Consider the following 20,547-nt stretch of genomic DNA (forward strand, 5'->3'; position numbering starts at 1 on the left):
CAAATGAGCCAGGCCAAAGGCTATCGGCGAAACGCATCGAGACGGAGGGGGCCTCTTAGCGGTCAGCTACCAGTGCCGTTGGTATTATACGCCCCCCGCGTTTTTCGATTTGATACCGAGTAAACGCGCTTTGCTCTCGCGGGGCGGCGCATCCAAATGCGATCTAAGCCGGCAGGGATCTCTGTCGCTTCTTTGTCCCAAGCGCCTCGGCCATAGGTGGTTCCGCAACCGGATTCGTGACCCGCTGCTCGCCGGGCTGGTCAATATAGGCCTCTATGTTGTTGTACGGCAGTTTGTTCCAGGGCGCGACGGGCCTGTGCCAGAGCGCATCTATATCGGCCGTCAACAATTCGGTCGCGAGATCCGAAATGGTATGGCGCAAGGCGAAATCCAGCAATACGCCGCGCGAGTAACTTCCAATTCGCTCGCCCTGTGCACCGATGTCGAACGCCAGGATAGGCAAGCCGAGCGCCATCGGAATGGACAGGGCGTAGCAGTAGGTTTCGGGCCAGGTTGACAGGCTCAGGACGGCATCGGGCCGGATCTTGTTGATCATCGCAATGGCGTCGCCATTGTCCTCATAGGCGCCGTGTACGAAGATTTTGCGCCCGTCGGCAAGGTCCTGCAGATCACAATAACCTATCAGATGAATTTCCATCTCGATATCGTATTGATTCAGGTAGAGTTTGAGCGCGCGGAGAATGCGCGAACCCTTGTGCGGGCCAATGGCGCCGAGAACGGCAAACACCCGCTTCTCCTGCTTCACCGGAAACTTGGCGTTCAACGGTCTCAGACCGTTCAGGTCTGGTTCCCAGTGCGGCCGTACGAGCACTGTTTGTGCCGTTTGCTCCCACAAATAGGCTGGCGCGCATTCGGTGGGGGATATGACCCGCGCCGCAGCCTTCAGAAGGGCGCTATGGTCAAGCCGCCATTGTTCGACGTCAAGGTCAGGGGTGGTGGAAAAGGTTCGAACGCACGACCGGCATTTCTCGACGGGCTGGACGCCGTCGCAATAGGTCTGGGTAACATGGGTAAAGTTGGCCCGCGGACAGTTGGCGGCATAGTCATGCAGGACATAGACCAGTTTGTCCGCGTGTTCGGTCAGAAGACGGGTAACCGAGTCACGTAACCGCACGCCCGCACCGATCATCGAATTGAACAAGAACCACCGGCTGCCGGGCGCCAGGCGTTCCATTATGGTGTTGAATGTTTCCAGCGGTAGCCCATCGAGATTGTCGAAGCCAGCCTTTGCGTCAGGGAAGCGCGGCCGTATCGAAACTTCGAATCCTTTGAGCGAGATATCGATCAGGCCCGCCCCGCTCGACCGCGCCAGTTCCGCCATGCTGTCAACGTAGGATCGGACACCGCCGGTGAGCGCATGCGAAATGGAAATGACATAGGGGTGAAGTCGACACAAACGTGCCAGGCGTTCCAGATCGTAGGCCTGTCGCGCGGGTAGCAAGGGGTCGCCCTGAATGAAGTCGAAAACCGCCATTTCATAGCCAGGATAGCGATTTCCCAGAATTTCCTGTCCCTTGGCATTTGCCTTCTTTTGCGCGTCGAGGAAGGAGACGCTGCCGAAGTGGGTCACAAAGACGTCCGGCGCCACAATATTGCGCATTCCCTCCAGCGCTGCGCGCTGGCAGAAGTCGACCTCTTCACCATAGCCCTTGCCAAAGGCGACATCCAGACGCCCGACGCGCTCGAGGGCAGCGCGTGATATGAACATGGCGAAACCGACTCCGGTCACCAGATCGACGGGGGCGACGGGCGAGTCCAGCGCCATGCGGGCCAGTTCGCTGTGAGAAACTTCCAGATTGAAGCGATTGTCGCCAAGCGTCCGGGGATAGCTCAGGATGGTAGCGTTGTTCGACATTGGCGTAATGGTGGCGATGTTCGCATCCGCTTCCAGATGGGCGCGCATACGATCGATCCAGCCGTCATAGACGATTGTATCGGCATTCAGGAGGATGACGTGCGCGCCTGCGGTCTCGGTCGCCGCCAAACCGCGATTGATATTGCCCACGAAGCCCAGATTGTCTTCGTTGTAACAATAGCCCACCCCAAGGCGTTGGCAAATCGCGGCCAGATCGTCCGTCAGGCGGGCGTCAGGCGAATGGTCGTCCATCACCAGGATCTTGAACGGAGAGGTATTGTGCGCAGTGAGCGCCGCCTTCAGCGCTCCCAAGGTTTCATCATAGCCCCGGTAGACGGGAAACAGGACAAAAACGAACGGCACGACGGGGTCCGTGTACGGCAGATATCCTGGCGAAAGGCCCAGGTCATCGAAATCCTCTGGCGTAATCTTAGAGGCACGCAGGGCGGAGTAGCCCGTTGGCGTCGCCTGGCGGCCTTCGCGCGCGCCAAAAGCAAGATAATGATAGTAGGCGTTAAAACCCATCTCCCGGACGTCGCCGTTTTCCTGGAGGTAGTAGGCGGATGAAAAATCTACGGACGGGTCGTATCCGGCACGCTCACCGAAAAACAGATAGTGGGCAGCCGGATCGGCGTCTGTCTCCTTCAGCCAGGGCAATTTTGACTGGTAATACTCAGCTTCCATGTTCTGCTGAATAAGCGTTACCTTTTCGGCGTCCGCCGGCGGAAGCGGAAACAGGGCCGGGCCAGGGCCGGATCTGCGCATCTCGCGCCATCCGAAGCGCGTATAGTGGATCAAGGGCTCCTGGCCGCTTCGGGCCACATCAGGATTGTGATCGAGGTAAAACTGGTTGTCGAATTTGTCTGTCAGACGCAGCCGGCTACCGTGGCCATAGGCAAAATAGTGCATGACCGGGTCGACGTCGCAGGCGAGGGGATGGCCTGACTGAGCAAAATAATAGGCTGGATCAGCGTGCGGCTTCAGTTTTTCGTAGAGCGTCAGGCCTTGGGGCGACAGGGCCTCGGTGCGCGCAACGGTCGACAGACGGCGGCGGCCCTCAAATTGTCCATGTTTAAGGTAATGACTTAGCGGACTTCCGACGGCGTGCAGGTCGGGATTGGATTTCAGGTAAAATTTCGTATCGAACAAGGTTGACGGGTTCAGACCCTTTTGCCAACCTTCCACATTGTAATGGTTGAGGGCCTCCTCGGGCGTTGCAAACGGAGGTGTTTCAAAATATCTCCGATAGGCATCGAAGTCGAATAAATCTGACACGGTGTAGGTTGTGCCATACAATTCAATCAACATAGGGTCGTGCCTTCAATTCTGTGAATCAAAATACGGGCTATCGCCGACCGCCCGGATCGTCGTTATAAATACCCCCCCGGGCGGCAACGATGTGAATTACTTAAGGTTTGTCGCATCAAAGCCCGGCGACTGTCAAGTCGCGGTGCTACCCCTCGAACCGACGGCTTGACGGCTAGACGGGGGTTTTCAGCGCGGACCAGAACCTTTGCGCAAGACTGATATGATAGAAGTTGGGGCGCGTGGAATAGTCCATGATGCCGTCGAGAACCGAGCCGACATCCACGGCGACGGCGCCGCCCTGGGCCGCGCGATGGGTGTATAGTTTGCCCAGAAAACCACCCCCGATAAGGAACAGGCGGTTGCCCTGGGCGGCGTCGATCGCGTCCATAATCCGCGCGGCATCGTCCAGGTGATTGCCGGGCGTCAGGTTGGTTATGCCGAGGTCGGAATCGGCAGGTGGAATGAGAAGGGTATCGAACTTGTTTTCGCCAGTTGCCGCCGCCAGGCGTGGCGCCAGATCACTGTGGCAGGTCACGATGCAGACCGATGGCGCCTTTCTGATCAGTCGGGCCAGAACACCGGAGTGGGCGAGATCGAGACCAACGGAGGTCTGCGACAGCATAGCCGGCTGACGCGCGGCAAAGTAACGCGCTGACAGGCAGCACGCCAGAGTTTGAAAACTGCCAAGGTTCCATTCGTGACGACACCAGTCGTCATTCGGCGCGCCGATGATATTGAAACTGGGCGAGATCGTCTTCAACTGCGCCGCCACGGTTTTGACGGCTGTCAGTGTGGCGTCGTCACCGCGTCCGTACCAGCGGCGGGCGAAGAAGCGGCAGGCAATGTCGCCAATGGCGCGCATGTCTTCGTTGTCTTCCGGCACCAAAAAGGCGCCTTCTCCGTCACCGAAGCGGACCATTGAATAGGCAAGGTTTTCGTCCAGAGCTTTTTCTATGGCAGCGCCGACTGTGACAAAGTCTTCCAGGGGGCGATCTGACTCCAGCCCCTGAAGCAGACCATGCCAGTAATCGAAACTATTGTTGAAGGCTTGCAGTACGACGTGCTGGCCACGGTGAAGAAGAGGGGGAGCACTCTCCGCCAGTAGCTCGCGCGCGCGGTCGCGCTCTCCCAGCTTGATCAGGGTCGCGATGCGGAGGGCGGCGGCAGGACCGAAATCGGGCTTCAGCGCCAGAGCGCGGTTCAGGCGCGAGAGGGCGGAATGGCTTTGGCCCAGCATGTCTCTGATGATAGCGGATTCATACCAGACCCCCGGTGAACTGCCGTCATGTTGCAACAGGGCGTCCATCGCCTCGTCGGCCAGTTCTACATGACCTGCCTCCTTCAGAAACAGGCAGCAATGGAGACGGCGGTCGGGCGGCAAGTTGGTCTGAATCTTAATAAAATACCATAATGCCCGCGGCGGCTCTTCCGACACAAGGCGTTCGAATGTTGAGATGTAGATTGTCTCGGATTCAGCGCTGTCGGACATTTTTTTCTTTCATTGCGGACAGACGTCCCGATCTCCCCCCCAGCGTACGAGATTTCAATATGAATTTTCGTCAGGGTTCAATCTTTTTTTGCGTGTTACGGATAGGCGCAACTCGATTTGACAAGTTTGATTTTGTTACACAAATGGTCGGATGTGCCGTCAATGCCTTGCTGCCGAACGTCTGCCTTTGTGATGCCCGTCGTATGACACGCTACCTTGTTGCCGCCAAATTTCATCGTGATTTGACATTCCGCGGTGATAAGGTATGTGCGCGGCGCGCAGACTACCTATATAGGATTGTTCTCATGCAAAATCCTTACGCCCAAAAACCCGATCATCAATTCTGGCGGCGCAGTATGACCGGTCGGGCGGCCACCGAGGTCGATCCCGTGGTGCGTACAGGTTTCACCATCACGCGCGATGACAAGGTGGCTACGGCGGGAAGTTGCTTTGCCCAGCATGTGGCGCGAACCCTGCGTGAGATGGACTTCAACTACCTGACAACCGAAGTGGCACCGGCCTTTGCCTTCTCCGGCGCGGACAATTTCGGCGTCTTTTCGGCGCGCTATGGCAATGTCTATACCGTGCGCCAGCTTCTTCAGATGTTTCGGCGCGCCTACGGCCTGTTCTCTCCGGAAGACACAGCCTGGCGCCGGGCTGACGGCCGGTTTGTCGACCCATTTCGGCCTTATGTCCACGATGCCGGTTTCGCGTCCCCGCAGGAAGTTGAGGACGAACGCGAAAGCCATCTGGAAGCGGTGCGACAGGTGTTTGAAGGCTGTGACGTTTTCGTCTTTACCCTCGGGCTGACCGAAGGCTGGCAGGCGGTGAGCGATGGCGCGGTGTTTCCCCTCGCGCCGGGCGTGGTCGGGGCGGACGTCGCGTCGGACGCCTACTGCTTTCACAACTTCACGGTTGCCGAGATGGAATCCGACCTGAGCGAATTCCTCAAACGGCTGCACCGGATTAACCCGGCTTGCCGCGTGTTGTTGACCGTGTCGCCTGTGGCATTGATCGCAACCTATGAGGACAGTCATGTCCTGTGCGCCAATACCTACAGTAAATCCGCTCTGCGGGTCGTGGCCGGTCAGGTCGCCCAGGCCTTCGATTTCGTCGATTACTTCCCGTCCTATGAAATAATCCTGGGGCCTCAGGCCGGCGCGTCCTTTCTGGCGCCGGACCTGCGCGAGGTGACGCCTGAGGGCGTCACCTATGCGATGGAGGTCTTTGCCCGCCATTATCTCGGCGAAGGTAAGGGGAGGCCAGTTTGCGTCACCGTCGCGCCGACCCCCGAGGAGGTCGCGCGCCAGCGCGCCGAAATGGCCAAAATCGCCTCTGTTATTTGCGACGAAGAGAAGATAGACAGCCGTCCATGATGTCACGTTTGAAGATTGCCATTGTCGGGGGCTGCCAGAGTGAGGGCCTCCGAGAAGCCACCCGTGCCTTGATTCCAGGTTCTGACACGCAGGCGTGGCACGTCGGAGTCAATCCACCCGACGCGCCGGAGGTGATCCTGGAAAAGATTGCCGGTTCGGACGTGGTCGTGACCCAGATGCAGCCGGAACACGGCGTCGAAGCCTTGACGGTCGCAGGTCTTGAGGCGCACGGATTCAAGGCGTCCTTCCTGCCGACGGTTACCTTTCCAGGCTTCCATCCGGACCTGAGCTATATCTTCCGGCCCGAAGGCGTGCTCAGCGCGGTCCATTGTGACTTTCATTCCCGCATCGCTGTGGCCGGCTTCCTGCTGGGGCTGACAGCGCAGCAGACGCTTCCGTTGTACAATGCGGTAGTGTTCGATGAACTTGACTACTTTGCCGTCTTTCCGGCTGCCCGGGTTGCTTTGGAACAGGGGCTTGCCGAGGCCGGGTTCCAGCCGGAAGGCCTGGTCGACGGCTGGCTGAAGGACGTCGGTCCGTTCATGTATATGGCCAATCATCCGCATGTGCGCGTGCTGGCCACGCTTTGCCATCAACTCTATGTTCGCCTCGGCATCATTGATGCGACGACTCCCGTACCCGTGATCAAAAAAGATCACCTCGGCGAAAGCTTTACCTGGCCGGTTTACCCTGCCATGGCAAAGCGTTTCGGTATAACAGGATCCAACGACTTTCAGCGCCCGGCCTGGTTGGCGAAGGGCCTGTGGGACTCGCGCAAAATCCCCTTGGGGACCTATTTGAAGGATATCTTCGCCTTTTACGCCACGGTGCCGCGCGAGCACCTCGAGACGGAGGCCATGATCCAGGCGCGCGACAGGCTGGCCGCGCTTCTGGGCTGATCAACCAAACTTCAGGCACTTATAGAGATACTTGCCGTACTCGCTCTTGCCGAGTTCCGCGGCCAGGCCTTCCAGTTCGGCGTCGCTGATGAAGCCCTTGCGCCAGGCGATTTCCTCAGGGCATGAGATCTTGAAGCCCTGGCGCTTTTCCAGCACGCGCACGAACTCCGCGGCGTCGAGCAGCGAATCCGGCGTACCAGTATCCAGCCAGGCATAGCCGCGACCGATCGGCTGGACACTCAGCTGTCCGCGTTCGAGATAGATGCGGTTGACGTCGGTGATCTCATACTCGCCGCGTGCCGACGGCTTGATGCTGTGGGCAATGTCAACCACCTGGGAATCGTAGAAGTACAGGCCGGTGATCGCCCAGTTGGAGCGGGGTTTCAGCGGCTTTTCCTCGACCGACAACGCCTTGAACTGATCGTCGAACTCGACCACGCCGTAGCGTTCCGGGTCGGAAACCTGATAGGCAAAGACACTGGCGCCATGCTGGATCTTGGCGGCGTCTTCCAGGGAACTGGCCAGCGACGGACCGTAATAGATGTTGTCGCCCAGGATCAGGCATGACGGCTCGCCGTTTACGAAGTCAGCACCGATCATGTAGGCCTGTGCCAGGCCGTCGGGGCTGGGTTGCGCGGCATATTCCAGGCGAATACCCCAGCGGCTGCCATCGCCCAGCAATTTCTGGAACAGGGGCAGGTCATGCGGCGTCGTGATGATCAGGATTTCCCGGATGCCCGCCATCATGAGCGTGGTCAGCGGATAATAGATCATCGGCTTGTCGTAGACCGGCATCATCTGTTTCGAGACGCCGATGGTCATCGGATGCAGCCGACTGCCGGAACCACCGGCCAGAATAATACCCTTCATAAACCCCTCAAATAAAAGTCAGGTAGCCGCCAAAGCGTCCATGCAATAAGAAAGTGATACCGGCCACGGGTCAAGCTGTAAACCGTAGATAGAGTGAAGTTTAGCTCCGCTCAAGCGGGAATTGGCGGGGCGCTTGGCTGGGGTGGGATAGTCGCTGGTCGCAATCGGATTGACCTTGACGGCCTTGCCACCACGCTTCACGCTTTCCAGAAATATTGTTTCTGCAAAATCGGCCCAGGTGGTCTCGCCTGTCCCCGTCAGGTGAAAAATCCCGCGCAGTTTCGGGTCCGGATCGGCGGCGATTTTTTGTGCGACCGTCAGCAGCGCGCGGGCAATTTCCGGGGCATAGGTCGGACAGCCGTGCTGGTCGGCCACGACATTGATCTCGTCGCGCGTCTTGCCCAGCCGCAACATGGTCTTTACGAAGTTGTTGCCGTAGGGCGAATAGACCCAGGCGGTGCGCAGAATGACGAAGTTATCGGTGTTGGCGGCAATCTGGCGTTCTCCGGCCAGTTTTGTGGCGCCATAGACGCTGGCGGGTTCCGGCGTATCGGCTTCGTCGTAGACACCATCCTTGTCGCCCGGAAAGACATAGTCGGTCGACAGGTGTAGCAGGGGTACGTTCAGGGAAGCCGCGATCCGGGCCAGTTCGCCGGGGGCGTCGCCATTAATGCGGCGCGCGAGGTCGGGCTCGGATTCAGCCTTGTCGACGGCCGTATAGGCGGCCGAGGAGATGATCACATCGGGACTGGCGGCGCGGACAGGGGCTTCGAGCGAGTCCGGCCTGGACAGATCGATATCGGGCAGACCGATACGGATGACCTCTATGCCAAGTTGCTCGCCCAAGGCCTTGACCGAGGTATCAACCTGGCCTTCCGTTCCAGTGATAAGAACCCGCATGGACTATGCTTTCAAGACGCCGAGGCGTTCGCCGCTGTAGACGCCGCCGCGCAGCGGGCCCCACCAGGCTTCGTTATCGAGATACCATTTTACCGTCTTTTCAATGCCTGTGTCGAAGGTTTCCTGAGCTTTCCAACCCAGTTCGGTCTCCAGCTTGGTGGCGTCGATGGCGTAGCGGTGATCGTGGCCGGGACGGTCAGTGACGTAGGTGATCAGCTGCTCGTGCGGCGTGTTTTTGGGGCGAAGCTGATCCATCAGGGCACAGATGCGGCGCACGACGTCGATGTTCGTGCGTTCATTGCGGCCGCCGACATTGTAGGTCTCACCCAGGCGGCCCTTCGAGCAGATCAAGTGCAGGGCACGGGCGTGGTCGTCGACATAGAGCCAGTCGCGGATGTTGCTGCCGTCGCCGTAGACGGGCAGGGGCTTACCGTCCAGGGCGTTGAGGATGTTGAGCGGGATCAGCTTTTCCGGGAAGTGGCAGGGGCCGTAATTATTCGAACAGTTGGACACAACAACCGGCAGACCATAGGTGCGGTGCCAGGCCTTAGCGAGGTGGTCGGAGGCCGCCTTCGACGCCGAATAGGGCGAGGACGGATCATAGGGCGTGGTTTCCTCGAACAGACCCGTTTCACCCAGTGAGCCATAGACCTCATCGGTCGAAACGTGGAGGAAGCGGAAACGCCCCTTGGCGTCGCCCTCCAGCCCATTCCAGTAGTGGCGCGCGCCTTCCAGGAGCGTGAAGGTGCCCATGACATTGGTCTCGACGAAGTCACGCGCGCCGGTGATCGACCGGTCGACGTGGCTTTCGGCGGCCAGATGCATGATGTGGTCGGGCTTGAAGCCGTTGATGGCCGAGGTCACGGCATCACGGTCGCAAATATCGGCCTTGACGAAGCGGTAGTTGGCGGCCGCCTCGACAGGCGCCAGGGATTCCAGGTTGCCGGCATAGGTCAGCTTGTCGAGGTTGAGCACCTCAGCGCCGACCTCGGACACCAGATATCGCACAACGGCCGATCCGATAAAGCCGGCGCCGCCGGTCACAAGAATGCGCATGGTTTAGAGTCCGTTGAAAATCAGGAAATTAACGAGGAAAGTGGTGGTTGAAGCCTATCCTTATCCGATAACACCGCCATGGCAATGTCGATCGGCCAGATGATACCAATGTCTGGATCATCAAAGGCCAGGCCGGCATCATTCGGTTTGGAATAGGGATTGGTCACCTTGTAGAAGACCTCGGTGTCCGGCTCCAAAGTGCAGAAGGCATGGGCGAAACCGTCCGGCACCCACAGTTGCTCACCCTTTTCCGCCGTCAGCGTGGCGCCGACCCATTTGCCGAATGTGGCTGAGCCGCGGCGAATATCGACCGCCACGTCAAATATCGAGCCCTTCAGGCAGCGGACCAACTTGCCCTGGCCGAAAGGCGCGGTCTGATAGTGCAGGCCGCGAATGGTACCCACCTGCCGCGACAGCGACTGGTTGTCCTGGACGAAGCTCACGTCCTCAACGTTCTCGCGGAACCAGGCGTCCTTGAACGCCTCCATGAAGAAGCCGCGCTCGTCGCCAATCATTTTCGGACGGATGAGCGCAGGGCCCTCAATATCGAAACGCTCGAACTGCATGAGCCCTCTTAGGTGTGTTGCAATGCAAACCTAATCAGCAAATCACTGACCATAAGTCAATTCGTATCCGCATCGCCCGTCAGATTTCGTAATCCGGTCCGAAGCTTAGATAGCCATGCTCGGCCATGTAGGTGACAATCTGGCCCGCCAGTTCTTCAGATGAGAAGCGCGTCGTGTCGAGCACAAGCTCGGCATTTTCAGGCGCTTCATAGGGGCTGTCGATGCCAGTGAAGTTCTTCAGTTCGCCGGCGCGGGCCTTCTTGTACAGCCCCTTGACGTCGCGGGCTTCGGCGACGTCGAGCGGGGTGGCGACGTGGATCTCGATGAATTCACCCGGCGCCACCAGGTCGCGCGCCAACTGGCGTTCGGCACGGAACGGTGAGATGAACGAGACCAGGGTGACCAGTCCGGCGTCGACCATCAGGCGCGACACCTCGGCGACGCGGCGGATGTTTTCCACCCGGTCTTCGGCCGAGAAGCCCAGATCCTTGTTCAGCCCGTGGCGGACATTGTCGCCATCCAGCAGATAGGTGTGGTGGTTCATCGACAGCAGCCGCTTTTCGACCAGATTGGCGATGGTCGACTTGCCGGCACCGGACAGCCCAGTAAACCACAGAACGGCGGGCTTCTGATGCTTGATGCCGGCGCGAGAAGCTTTCGACACGTCCAGCGCCTGCCAGTGGACATTGGTCGCACGGCGCAAGCCACGATCGATCATGCCGGCGCCCAAGGTCAGATTGGACACGCGGTCGATGACGATAAAGCTGCCCATGGCGGGGTCGTCGCCATAGGCGTCGAAGGCTACCGGCTCCTGAGTCATGATGTTGACGACGGCGACTTCGTTGAGCGGCAGGGCCTTGGCGGCCAGTTCGTTGAAGCTGTTGACGTCGATCTTGTGCTTGATCGAGGTGACCGTGGCCGAGACCGTTTTCGCGCCGATTTTCAGGATATAGGGCCGGCCGGGCAGCAGGGGGTCTTCGTTCATCCAGATCAGATGGGCCTGGAACTGATCGGAGACCTCCGGGCGGGCTTCGGCTGGGACGATGACGTCACCGCGCGAGATGTCGATCTCGTCTTCCAGGGTGAGGGTGACGGCCTGGCCGGCGCGGCCGTAGTCCAAGTCGCCATCCATGGTGACAACGCGGGCGACCTTAGAAGCTTTGCCGGAGCGGGCGACGACGATGTCGTCACCGGGTTTGACGGTGCCGGAGGCGATGGTGCCGGAGAAGCCGCGGAAGTTCAGGTCGGGGCGATTGACCCACTGGACCTGCAGGCGGAAAGGTTTGGAGTCGACATCGCTGTCGATGTCGACGGTTTCAAGGTGTTCCACCAGGGTCGGGCCGTCGTACCACGGCATGCTTTGGCTTGCTTCCAGAACATTGTCGCCGTAGCGCGCCGACAGAGGAATGGCCTGCAGGGTTTCGAAGCCGAAACCGGCCGAAAATGCCTTGTAGTCCGCGACGATGCGGTCGAACACCGCCTGGTCGTAGCCGACCAGGTCGATCTTGTTGACCGCCAGGACGACGTGCTTGATGCCCAGCAGCGAGACGATGAAGCTGTGGCGGCGTGTCTGGGTCAGGATGCCCTTGCGGGCGTCGATCAGGATGACGGCCAGGTCCGAATTGGAAGCACCGGTCGCCATGTTACGGGTATATTGTTCGTGGCCGGGGGTGTCGGCGACGATGAACTTGCGTTTGTCGGTGGTGAAGAAGCGATAGGCGACATCGATAGTGATGCCTTGCTCGCGCTCGGCCTGAAGGCCGTCGACCAGCAGGGCCAGGTCGATGTCTTCACCGACTGTGCCGAATTTCTTGGAGTCGCGCTCGATGCCCGCCAGTTGGTCTTCGAAGATCAGCTTGGTGTCGTAGAGCAGGCGGCCAATCAGGGTCGACTTGCCGTCATCGACGCTGCCGCAGGTCAGGAACCGCAGCAGCGACTTCTTTTCGTGGCTGGCCAGGTAGTCGACCAGCGCCTTGGTATCGAGTTTATGGGCAGTAAGCGCGTTCATCTCAAAAGTATCCTTCGCGCTTCTTCTTTTCCATGGAGCCGGCTTCATCGTGATCGATCAGGCGGCCGGACCGTTCCGAAGTGCGGGCGGTCAGCATTTCGGCGACGATGTCTTCCAGCGTATCGGCCTCGGATTCGACGGCTGCGGTCAGGGGATAGCAGCCCAGGGTGCGGAACCGCACCGACTTCATCTGTGGTTCTTCACCGGGCAGCAGGGGCAGACGGTCGTCATCGACCATGATCCACTGACCGCCACGCTGAACCACCGGGCGCTTCTTGGCCAGGTACAGCGGCACGATCGGGATATTCTCCATCAGGATGTATTGCCAGATGTCGAGTTCGGTCCAGTTGGACAGCGGGAAGACGCGGATGCTTTCGCCCGGCTTAATACGGGCATTGTAGAGATTCCACAGTTCCGGGCGCTGGTTCTTGGGGTCCCAGCCGTGGTTCTGGGTGCGGAAGGAGAAGATGCGCTCCTTCGCGCGGCTCTTCTCCTCGTCGCGCCTGGCCCCGCCAAAGGCGGCATCAAAGCCATGCTCGGTCAGGGCCTGTTTCAGCGCGTCGGTCTTCATGATGTTGGTATAGACGTTCGAGCCATGGTCGAACGGGTTGACGTTGTCGCGCAGGCCGTCGGGATTGGTGTGTTTGAGCAGGGTCAGGCCCAGGCGCGAGACCGTGTCGTCGCGGAACTGGATCATCTCGCGGAACTTCCACGTCGTGTCGATGTGGAGCAGCGGGAAGGGCGGCTTGGACGGGTAGAAGGCCTTCATCGCCAGGTGCAGCATCACCGACGAATCCTTGCCGATGGAATACATCATGACCGGGTTTTTGAACTCGGCCGCCACTTCACGCATGATGAAGATGGCTTCCGCCTCGAGGCGGCGCAGGTGGGTGAGTGGTTCGGCGGACACGTGGATACCTTAGTGAGGCCCTGGTGTCGTGATTTCGAAGTTTGCCCAAGCGCGATAGAGGCAACGAGCAAACTTCGAAATCAGGACGACACCAGAGACTTAATATTACTTGGTGTCCATCGCATCTGAAATTCGCTCACAGATCGATATAGCCCACGGGCGAATTTCAGATGCGGGACACCAAGCGGGGCTTGTCACGGTTATGTAGGCAGGCCGATGCTAAACGACAAACGACAAAATCTGAATCCAAAGGTGAGCAGATTTGTCGTTCAGGGTGCCGGGCAGCGCGACGGGATCGCCGGATCGCCGAAAGCGACAAAATGCGGATTGGCGAAATCGCCGTCGCCCGGTTGGTTGCGCTTTCCGTAGGCGAGGGGTTGACCGTCCAGGGTTTCGACGCGGCCGCCGGCGGCGCGGAGTACCGCATCGCCCGCTGCCGTATCCCACTCCATGGTCCGGCCCATGCGCGGATAGATGTCGGCAACGCCTTCGGCGATCAGGCAGAATTTCAAGGATGAACCGGCCGGTTTGAATTCGGCGACGGTGAAGGCTTTGAGGTAGCTTTCTGTTTCGGCGCCACCGTGCGAACGCGAGCCGATGGCGGTCAGGGCGCCGGCAGCGGGACGGACCTGGATGGGGCGGGCCACGCCAATGACGCCGTCGGTGACGTCGGCCATGAAGGCGCCTTCGCCCGCGGCGCCCCAGTAGATCTTATCAAGCGCAGGGGCATAGACGGCGCCGGCGACGGGAATGCCGTCCTCGATCAGGGCGATGTTGACGGTAAATTCGCCGTTTCTGGAAATAAACTCCTTTGTGCCGTCCAGCGGGTCGGCCAGGAAGAAACGGTTCGCGGTTTCCGGAATTCTTCCGGCAGCGGCTTCCTCTTCGGCGACGACCGGAATGTCGGGCGCCAGTTCGCTCAGGCCTTTGAGAATAACCGCTTCTGCAGCCTGGTCGGCAGCGGTAACGGGCGAGGCGTCGGACTTTGACGTTACGGCGAAGTCGGTGGCGTAGATGCGCAGGATTTCTGCGCCGGCCGCAAGCATGATCGGGTTCAGGTTCATGCTGGTTTCATAGGGGGCGGGGAGGGCGCTTGTAAAGGCGAGAAAACTGTATCTATTGTGACGAGAAGGTTTCGCCTCTCGCGGATTTACCCCTCACCCCCACCCTCTCCCCTTCAAAGGGGAGAGGGAGTTAGACGAGGTCTCCCATGTACTTAAGACGCCTGTTACCTGTACTGTTGTTTGGAGTTTTGGCGGCGTGCAGCCCGCCGAAGGGCGCAGCGCCTGAGGGAGCGAGTTCGGCGGCGGTCAAGTTCTCGGCCGCCGATGCCCTGGCGAAGGGCGTGCCGGTGGCGGAGTTGCAGGCGGCCTTGCAGCGTGGCGATTTCACCGCCGTGCAACTGACGCAGGCGGCGCTGGATGCCATCAAGGCGAAGGACGGCGAGCTGCATTCGGTGATCGTCGTCAATCCCGACGCGCTGGCGCAGGCCAAGGCGATCGATGAAGCCCGCAAGGCCGGAAAGTCCCTGGGGCCGCTGATGGGCATACCGGTATTGATCAAGGACAATGTGGAGACCGCCGACAACATGGCGACCACCGCGGGTTCGCTGGCGCTGAAGGACAATATCACCCGCCGCGATGCACCGGTTGTCGCGCGGTTGCGGGCCGGCGGGGCGATTATCCTGGGCAAGACCAACCTGTCGGAATGGGCCAATATTCGCTCGACGCGGTCGATGAGCGGCTGGAGCGCGGTCGGCGGTCTGGTCGCCAATCCGCATGACAAGGCGCGGACGGCCTGCGGTTCATCCAGCGGGTCTGGAGCAGCCGTGGCGGCAAACTTCGCGCCGCTGGCCGTGGGCACCGAGACGGACGGGTCGGTGACCTGTCCGGCGTCGATGAACGGACTGGTGGGCTTGAAGCCAACCGTGGGCCTGGTGTCGCGCACCCATGTGGTGCCGATCTCGCATACCCAGGACACGCCCGGACCGATGGGGCGTTCCGTCAGCGATGTCGCGGCGATGATGACAGTGATGGCCGGCAGCGATCCGGCCGACGGGGCGACGATGGAGGCGGACAAGTTCAGGAGCGACTATGCGGCCGGTTTGAGCAAGGATTATCTCAAAGGCGTTCGGGTCGGCGTGCTGCGCGATCGCATCGGTAGTGATCCAAAGACCGCGGCGGTGTTCGAGGCGGCTTTGAAGACACTGACCAAGGCCGGGGCTGTGCTGATCGATATCAAAGAGTCGCAGGTACCGGGCCTGGGGGAGGCGGAATGGACGGTGTTGCAGTATGAACTGAAAGCCGATCTGAACGCCTATCTGGCGACAACACCGGCCGTTGTGAAAACGCGGACCCTGGCCGATGTGATCGCGTTCAACACGGCGCATGCCAAGGAAGAAATGCCGTTCTTTGGGCAGGAATTCTTCGAGCAGGCACAGACCAAGGGCGATCTGGCTACGCCCGAATATGTCCTGGCCTCGGTCAAGGCGAAGACGTCATCGGCCCTGAAACTGGATGGGCTATTGAAGGCGAACAATGTCACGGTGCTGGTTTCTCCGACCTACGGGCCGGCCTGGATGTCCGATCCGATCTGGGGTGACCAGTATACGGGGCCGTCGGCGACGCAGTTACCAGCGACTTCGGGATATCCGCACCTGACCGTGCCTATGGGGGATGTTCAGGGTTTGCCGGTGGGGTTGAGCTTTATCGGGCCGCGGTGGAGTGAGGCTGCGCTCCTGAAAGCGGGTTACGCCTTCGAGCAGGCGCAAAAGTAAGGATTTGGAACCACGGATGAACACGGATCAACACGGATTTTCATTGCGATCTGCGTGTTCATCCTTGGTTCGAATCCTACATCGTCATGCAGCCGAAGGTTTCCGGGCCGACATAAACGAATTGCATCAGGTCGGGGCTGTCGGCCTCGGCGGCCATGACCAGCAGGTCGATATCGTCCGTCGCCGCTAGGATGTCGATCTCGCCGAACTTGTACATGTCGATGACGCGGGTCAGGAACCCCGTCAGTTCGGCCTGGGCCTTGTCGTCGAAGTCCATGTGAGTTGAGGCCTTGACCACGCCGTCCAGCGTAATGCGCAAAGCCCTTGGCGTGATGCCGCCGTTGTCGAGTGTGCGAAATAGCATGCGGAAGTAATCTCGGCGGGCGACTTCGTCGTGCAGATCGATGGTGCGGGCCATGACGGCCTCCCTCAGCAACTGGCCCCTTTTGGCCATGGTGCGACTATCGGCGGGATTCTCGGCACAATCTGGGCGGAAACATCAGAAAGGTGGGGCCATGTGCGCGTCGTTTGTAAGATTTACGTCAAAGGAAGGTTCAGCACTCGACGACGTTGACGGCTAGGCCACCCAGGCTGGTTTCCTTGTATTTCACGCGCATGTCCTCGCCGGTCTGGCGCATGGTTTCAATCACCGCGTCCAGGCTGACGATGTGATGACCGTCGCCATTCAGCGCCAGATAGGTAGCGTTGATCGCCTTGATCGCCCCCATGGTGTTGCGTTCGATGCACGGCACCTGGACCAGGCCGCCGATTGGATCGCAGGTCAGGCCCAGATTGTGTTCCATGCCGATCTCGGCGGCGTTTTCGATCTGGGCCGGGGTGCCGCCCAGGGCAGCCGCCAGGCCGCCGGCCGCCATCGAACAGGCCACCCCGACCTCTCCCTGGCAGCCCATTTCAGCGGCCGAAATCGAGGCATTGGTTTTGTAAAGGAAACCAATCGCCGTGGCCGTCATCAACAGGGTGCGGGTGCCTTCTGAGGTCGCGTGGGGTACAAAGGTTTCATAGTATTTGATCACAGCCGGCAGGACGCCCGCCGCGCCATTGGTCGGGGCTGTGACAACGCGACCGCCGGCGGCGTTCTCCTCATTGACCGCCAGGGCGTAGAGGCTGACCCATTCGAAGATCTGCGACGGATCTATGCGCGGGCCGCGCGCCATCAGCTTTTCGACCATGGCCTTGGCGCGGCGGCGGACATTCAGGCCTCCGGGCAGGATACCGTCCTGTTTCACGCCGCGGTCGATGCTGGCCAGCATGGCGGCGCGCACGGCGTCCAGGAAGGCGCAGGTTTCCTCGCGCGGGCGAAAGGCGTCTTCGTTGCGGAACATCAGCTCGGCAATGGTCAGGTTGTCACGTTCGCAGACGGTCAGCAGTTCGGCGCCGGAGGTGAAAGCATAGGGCAGGGCGATGTTGCTGGAACGCGAAATGACGCCGTCGCCTTCGATGGCGCCGCCGCCGATAGAAAAATAGGTGGCGGTTTCGATGGCGCCATCCGGGTAGAAGGCTTCGAACTGCAGGCCGTTGGAATGTTCGGGCAGGAATTCACCCATACGGAACAGTAGGTCGGTGTCGGGATCGAAGGGCAGGGTATGGTGGCCGGCAAAGGTCAGCCGTTTATCGCGGCGAATGTCCTCGACCAAAGGTGCAATCCTCTCCGGATCGATGCGGTCGGGTAGCCAGCCCGAAAGGCCGAGTAGCACCGCCGTGTCGGTGGCGTGGCCTTTCCCCGTTAGAGCCAAGGAACCGTAGAGCCGGCAGACGACCCGGACAGGCGGGCCCAGTTCGGCCAGTTTTTCGGCGAAGTGCTGAGCTGCACGCATCGGGCCGACCGTATGCGAACTGGACGGTCCGACGCCGATGGTGAACAGGTCTGTGACGCTGAGGGCAGGAGGCATGCCTCATGACTCCCACACCCGCGCGGCAGCGTCAAGAAGGTTTCAAATGAGACTGATTTACAGGCTCAAGGTCGCCAGTTCATCGATGGCGCAGATGATATGGTACAGCGTGCTGGCCGGGGCGGGCTCGGTTTCGAACGTGCCGTCGGGGCGCATGCGGTCGCTGTAAAGGCCCTCGATGTCGGCGTTGAAATAGAGTTGCAGACCTTCAGCGCCTGACACGGCGCCGGCGATGGCGGCCTCGCATTCGGCCGGGGTCGTGGCGGCGTCGGCCAACTTGACATAGGCCTTCATGCGCTCGGTCTGGGCCCAAAGGCGCGACTTGTTGTCCTTGACCGAGAAGTCGTCCCACAGTTCGAACACAGTGGCGTTGCGGACGGGATCGGTGCCATAGTCCTGGGCGATGGCGATCAGTCTGTGGGCGGCCTTGGCGTATTTCGCATCACCCGTCATCTTCGTCCAGCGCAGCAGCAGCCAGCCCCACTCGAACTGGTGGCCGGGTTCGATGATGCGGCCCATCTCGCCTTCGATCGGGTTCCAGTCGCCGTCGAAGTATTCGCGCAGCGAGCCGGTTTCGGGATGCAGGAACTTGTCAAGGCACAGGTCGGCGATCATGGCAGCGATCCGCTTCCATTCGTCATCGCCGCCGGCTTCCAACCAGGCCAGGCAGGCTTCGAACATGTGCATGTGCGGGTTAGTTTTGAGGGGGAGGGTGCGCGGATTCGACTCTTCGAAGCCGCGAATCGGGTGCGAATAGTCGCGGACAATGGCGTCGCGGATGGCCGTGCCGGCGGCTTCCAGCGTCGGATCCTTTCGCACCGCGAAGGCCGAGGCATAGGCAAGCATGGCAAAGGCATGGTCGTAGAAGTCGAACTCGCCCTTGACGACCTCGCCATCGGGTTTCAGCACGGCGTAGAGATAGCCGTTTTCGGGATTGCGCGCCGGGCCGCTCAGCCAGGCCAGGCCCTGGTCGATCGGGCGGTCGGTTTCGCCTTCGTAGCCCATGGTCTTGGCGAGGGCGTAGGAATAGACCTGACGGGCGGCGACGCGAGTGCGGCGGTCGACATCGCAGGGCGTACCATCAAGATTGATCTTTTCGTAGAAGCCGCCTTTTTCGCGGTCGCCGCCGACTTCCCACCAGATCGGCAGGGCCTTGTCGAACAGCCATTGGCGCAGGGAGGTCTGGGTGGAGGTCAGGCGCTGGGCAAGGTCGGACATGGGAGGCTCGCGGTTCAGGAAAGAGGTTTATGTTGCGTAGCACAATAGAAAATAAGGGAGCAAGTCCGCAGGGCGCAATGACACCACGCTTACATTTCCTGCAAACGGCGGCATCGAAAAATTATGCGTCGATCCGCCATGGAAAAGACATGACCTATCCTCTATTCAGAGGCGTCTGAGGAACCCTGTATGTCGAACTCCATCCTACCCGTCATCATGTCGGGCGGCTCCGGTACGCGCCTGTGGCCGTTGTCCACGCCCAATGCGCCGAAGCAGTTCCATGCCCTGGCCACCGACAATACCATGATCCAGGAAACTGCGCTGCGTCTGGTCGGTGACAACTACCTTCATCCCGTGGTGATTTGCGGCCAGGGGCATTACGACCTGGTTCGCGAGCAACTGGAGCAGATCGACAAGCCGGCCCAGGCGGTAATCCTGGAACCCTTCGGACGTAATACGGCAGCGGTGGCCGCTATGGCTGCCCTGGCCGGCGACGATCTGGCGCCTGACGCGCTGGTGCTGCTGGTGCCGGCCGACCATGTTATTGCACGCCCGGCGGCCTTCGACGACGCCATTGCGGCAGCTTATGAAACGGCGAAATCGCGCATCGTTACCTTTGGCATTACGCCCAGTCATCCGGAAACCGGTTTTGGCTACATCGCCCGCGGGGACGAATTGTCCGACGGCATCTACGAAATCGAGCGCTTCCTCGAAAAGCCCGACATGGCAACGGCGACGCAATATGTCGAAGGCGGCCGTCACGTCTGGAACGCAGGCATCTTCCTGTTCTCGCCTCAGGTCATGCTGGAAGAGCTGGAGCGCCACGCCCCGGAGGTGATGGCGCAATGCCGCAAGGCGTATGAATCGGCCGAACGCGACGAATCCGCCGTGCGGCTGGATGCGGCCGATTTCGCGGCCGTGCCGTCGATCTCGGTCGACTATGCGGTGATGGAAAAAACGACACGGTCGGCGGTGATCCCCTGCGATATCGGCTGGGCGGATGTCGGTGGTTTTGCCGAGCTGTGGCGGCTGGGCGACAAGGACGACCAGGCCAACCATATCAAGGGCGACGCCATAGCCATCGATTCCGCCAATTGCCTGGTCCGTAATGAGGGTGGGCCGGTGGTGGCGCTGATCGGCATGACCGACGTCATGGTCATCTCGACACCCGCCGGTATCCTGGTGGCGCCGATATCGCGGGCCCAAGACGTCAAGAAAGCGGCAGAAGCGGCCAAGGGCTTGCTGGGTAAGGTTTGACGCCGGCGGCCGTTCCCCATTTAGCGTAGCTCAAGAAAATGTGCTTCCGGTAACCCGGTTCTGCGGTGTAAGGTCACCGGCGGGGCCGGGTATTGTTGCGTGGCTGATACTAAGACCGTCGTTTTTTC

16 protein-coding genes are annotated in these 20,547 nt (G+C 60.2%); 4 read left to right on the forward strand and 12 right to left on the reverse strand.

What is annotated here, in order from left to right:
* Nucleotides 1–163: 163 nt before the first annotated feature.
* Nucleotides 164–3,184: a glycosyltransferase gene (locus ABI_RS09870; protein WP_006272788.1), complete on the reverse strand. Its 3,021-nt coding sequence runs from the start codon at nucleotides 3,182–3,184 to the stop codon at nucleotides 164–166.
* Nucleotides 3,185–3,356: 172 nt separating this feature from the next.
* Complete coding sequence (locus ABI_RS09875) at nucleotides 3,357–4,673, reverse strand: tetratricopeptide repeat protein (RefSeq protein ID WP_006272789.1); 1,317 nt, start codon at nucleotides 4,671–4,673, stop codon at nucleotides 3,357–3,359.
* 356 nt (nucleotides 4,674–5,029) lie between these two features.
* Here ABI_RS09875 and ABI_RS09880 point away from each other — a divergent pair, with 356 nt between their 5' ends.
* Both ABI_RS09880 and ABI_RS09885 read left to right on the forward strand, forming a co-directional pair.
* The gene (locus tag ABI_RS09880; protein ID WP_211211134.1) at nucleotides 5,030–6,049 is read left to right on the forward strand and encodes a GSCFA domain-containing protein; all 1,020 of its coding nucleotides are present in this window, start codon (nucleotides 5,030–5,032) and stop codon (nucleotides 6,047–6,049) included.
* The gene (locus ABI_RS09885; RefSeq protein WP_040308777.1) at nucleotides 6,046–6,948 is read left to right on the forward strand and encodes a WcbI family polysaccharide biosynthesis putative acetyltransferase; all 903 of its coding nucleotides are present in this window, start codon (nucleotides 6,046–6,048) and stop codon (nucleotides 6,946–6,948) included. Before ABI_RS09880 ends, ABI_RS09885 begins: the two co-directional genes overlap by 4 nt.
* Here the strand turns inward: ABI_RS09885 and rfbA are convergent, their stop codons facing one another.
* The 7 genes from rfbA to cysQ form a co-directional block, all read right to left on the reverse strand.
* The gene (gene rfbA / locus ABI_RS09890) at nucleotides 6,949–7,818 is read right to left on the reverse strand and encodes a glucose-1-phosphate thymidylyltransferase RfbA (RefSeq protein ID WP_006272793.1); all 870 of its coding nucleotides are present in this window, start codon (nucleotides 7,816–7,818) and stop codon (nucleotides 6,949–6,951) included. It lies immediately after the preceding gene.
* An 18-nt stretch (nucleotides 7,819–7,836) separates the two neighbouring features.
* Complete coding sequence (rfbD, locus tag ABI_RS09895; protein WP_006272794.1) at nucleotides 7,837–8,718, reverse strand: dTDP-4-dehydrorhamnose reductase; 882 nt, start codon at nucleotides 8,716–8,718, stop codon at nucleotides 7,837–7,839.
* A 3-nt stretch (nucleotides 8,719–8,721) separates the two neighbouring features.
* Entirely contained in the window at nucleotides 8,722–9,774 is a 1,053-nt protein-coding gene (gene rfbB, locus ABI_RS09900) for a dTDP-glucose 4,6-dehydratase (protein WP_006272795.1), read from the reverse strand.
* A 20-nt stretch (nucleotides 9,775–9,794) separates the two neighbouring features.
* Nucleotides 9,795–10,340 carry a dTDP-4-dehydrorhamnose 3,5-epimerase gene (gene rfbC / locus ABI_RS09905; protein WP_006272796.1) on the reverse strand — a complete coding sequence of 182 codons (546 nt, stop codon included), beginning with the start codon at nucleotides 10,338–10,340 and terminating at the stop codon, nucleotides 9,795–9,797.
* A 79-nt stretch (nucleotides 10,341–10,419) separates the two neighbouring features.
* The gene (gene cysN, locus ABI_RS09910; RefSeq protein WP_006272797.1) at nucleotides 10,420–12,348 is read right to left on the reverse strand and encodes a sulfate adenylyltransferase subunit CysN; all 1,929 of its coding nucleotides are present in this window, start codon (nucleotides 12,346–12,348) and stop codon (nucleotides 10,420–10,422) included.
* A 1-nt stretch (nucleotide 12,349) separates the two neighbouring features.
* Complete coding sequence (gene cysD, locus ABI_RS09915) at nucleotides 12,350–13,258, reverse strand: sulfate adenylyltransferase subunit CysD (protein WP_006272798.1); 909 nt, start codon at nucleotides 13,256–13,258, stop codon at nucleotides 12,350–12,352.
* A 269-nt stretch (nucleotides 13,259–13,527) separates the two neighbouring features.
* Nucleotides 13,528–14,322, reverse strand: coding sequence for a 3'(2'),5'-bisphosphate nucleotidase CysQ (cysQ, locus tag ABI_RS09920; protein ID WP_006272799.1), 795 nt, complete (start codon nucleotides 14,320–14,322; stop codon nucleotides 13,528–13,530).
* Nucleotides 14,323–14,468: 146 nt separating this feature from the next.
* On the opposite strand from cysQ, the gene ABI_RS09925 reads away from it, so the two are divergent.
* Nucleotides 14,469–16,034 carry an amidase gene (locus ABI_RS09925; protein WP_006272800.1) on the forward strand — a complete coding sequence of 522 codons (1,566 nt, stop codon included), beginning with the start codon at nucleotides 14,469–14,471 and terminating at the stop codon, nucleotides 16,032–16,034.
* A gap of 76 nt (nucleotides 16,035–16,110) precedes the next feature.
* Here ABI_RS09925 and ABI_RS09930 read toward each other — a convergent pair whose 3' ends face one another.
* From ABI_RS09930 to ABI_RS09940, 3 genes are all read right to left on the reverse strand, one after another.
* The gene (locus ABI_RS09930; protein ID WP_006272801.1) at nucleotides 16,111–16,452 is read right to left on the reverse strand and encodes a hypothetical protein; all 342 of its coding nucleotides are present in this window, start codon (nucleotides 16,450–16,452) and stop codon (nucleotides 16,111–16,113) included.
* A 136-nt stretch (nucleotides 16,453–16,588) separates the two neighbouring features.
* Complete coding sequence (locus tag ABI_RS09935; RefSeq protein ID WP_006272802.1) at nucleotides 16,589–17,944, reverse strand: L-serine ammonia-lyase; 1,356 nt, start codon at nucleotides 17,942–17,944, stop codon at nucleotides 16,589–16,591.
* Between the two features lie 57 nt (nucleotides 17,945–18,001).
* Nucleotides 18,002–19,162: an AGE family epimerase/isomerase gene (locus ABI_RS09940; RefSeq protein ID WP_006272803.1), complete on the reverse strand. Its 1,161-nt coding sequence runs from the start codon at nucleotides 19,160–19,162 to the stop codon at nucleotides 18,002–18,004.
* A 189-nt stretch (nucleotides 19,163–19,351) separates the two neighbouring features.
* Here ABI_RS09940 and ABI_RS09945 point away from each other — a divergent pair, with 189 nt between their 5' ends.
* Nucleotides 19,352–20,419, forward strand: coding sequence for a mannose-1-phosphate guanylyltransferase/mannose-6-phosphate isomerase (locus tag ABI_RS09945; RefSeq protein WP_006272804.1), 1,068 nt, complete (start codon nucleotides 19,352–19,354; stop codon nucleotides 20,417–20,419).
* The last annotated feature ends 128 nt before the right edge of the window (nucleotides 20,420–20,547 follow it).

Source organism: Asticcacaulis biprosthecium C19, assembly GCF_000204015.1.
Taxonomy (GTDB): domain Bacteria; phylum Pseudomonadota; class Alphaproteobacteria; order Caulobacterales; family Caulobacteraceae; genus Asticcacaulis; species Asticcacaulis biprosthecius.

Excerpts from the sequence above, each read along its gene's own strand:
- ABI_RS09870 (WP_006272788.1), bottom strand. The coding sequence starts at position 3,184 with ATGTTGATTGAATTGTATGGCACAACCTACACCGTGTCAGATTTATTC.
- ABI_RS09875 (WP_006272789.1), bottom strand. The coding sequence starts at position 4,673 with ATGTCCGACAGCGCTGAATCCGAGACAATCTACATCTCAACATTCGAA.
- ABI_RS09880 (WP_211211134.1), top strand. The coding sequence starts at position 5,030 with ATGACCGGTCGGGCGGCCACCGAGGTCGATCCCGTGGTGCGTACAGGT.
- ABI_RS09885 (WP_040308777.1), top strand. The coding sequence starts at position 6,046 with ATGATGTCACGTTTGAAGATTGCCATTGTCGGGGGCTGCCAGAGTGAG.
- rfbA (WP_006272793.1), bottom strand. The coding sequence starts at position 7,818 with ATGAAGGGTATTATTCTGGCCGGTGGTTCCGGCAGTCGGCTGCATCCG.
- rfbD (WP_006272794.1), bottom strand. The coding sequence starts at position 8,718 with ATGCGGGTTCTTATCACTGGAACGGAAGGCCAGGTTGATACCTCGGTC.
- rfbB (WP_006272795.1), bottom strand. The coding sequence starts at position 9,774 with ATGCGCATTCTTGTGACCGGCGGCGCCGGCTTTATCGGATCGGCCGTT.
- rfbC (WP_006272796.1), bottom strand. The coding sequence starts at position 10,340 with ATGCAGTTCGAGCGTTTCGATATTGAGGGCCCTGCGCTCATCCGTCCG.
- cysN (WP_006272797.1), bottom strand. The coding sequence starts at position 12,348 with ATGAACGCGCTTACTGCCCATAAACTCGATACCAAGGCGCTGGTCGAC.
- cysQ (WP_006272799.1), bottom strand. The coding sequence starts at position 14,322 with ATGAACCTGAACCCGATCATGCTTGCGGCCGGCGCAGAAATCCTGCGC.
- ABI_RS09925 (WP_006272800.1), top strand. The coding sequence starts at position 14,469 with ATGTACTTAAGACGCCTGTTACCTGTACTGTTGTTTGGAGTTTTGGCG.
- ABI_RS09930 (WP_006272801.1), bottom strand. The coding sequence starts at position 16,452 with ATGGCCCGCACCATCGATCTGCACGACGAAGTCGCCCGCCGAGATTAC.
- ABI_RS09935 (WP_006272802.1), bottom strand. The coding sequence starts at position 17,944 with ATGCCTCCTGCCCTCAGCGTCACAGACCTGTTCACCATCGGCGTCGGA.
- ABI_RS09940 (WP_006272803.1), bottom strand. The coding sequence starts at position 19,162 with ATGTCCGACCTTGCCCAGCGCCTGACCTCCACCCAGACCTCCCTGCGC.
- ABI_RS09945 (WP_006272804.1), top strand. The coding sequence starts at position 19,352 with ATGTCGAACTCCATCCTACCCGTCATCATGTCGGGCGGCTCCGGTACG.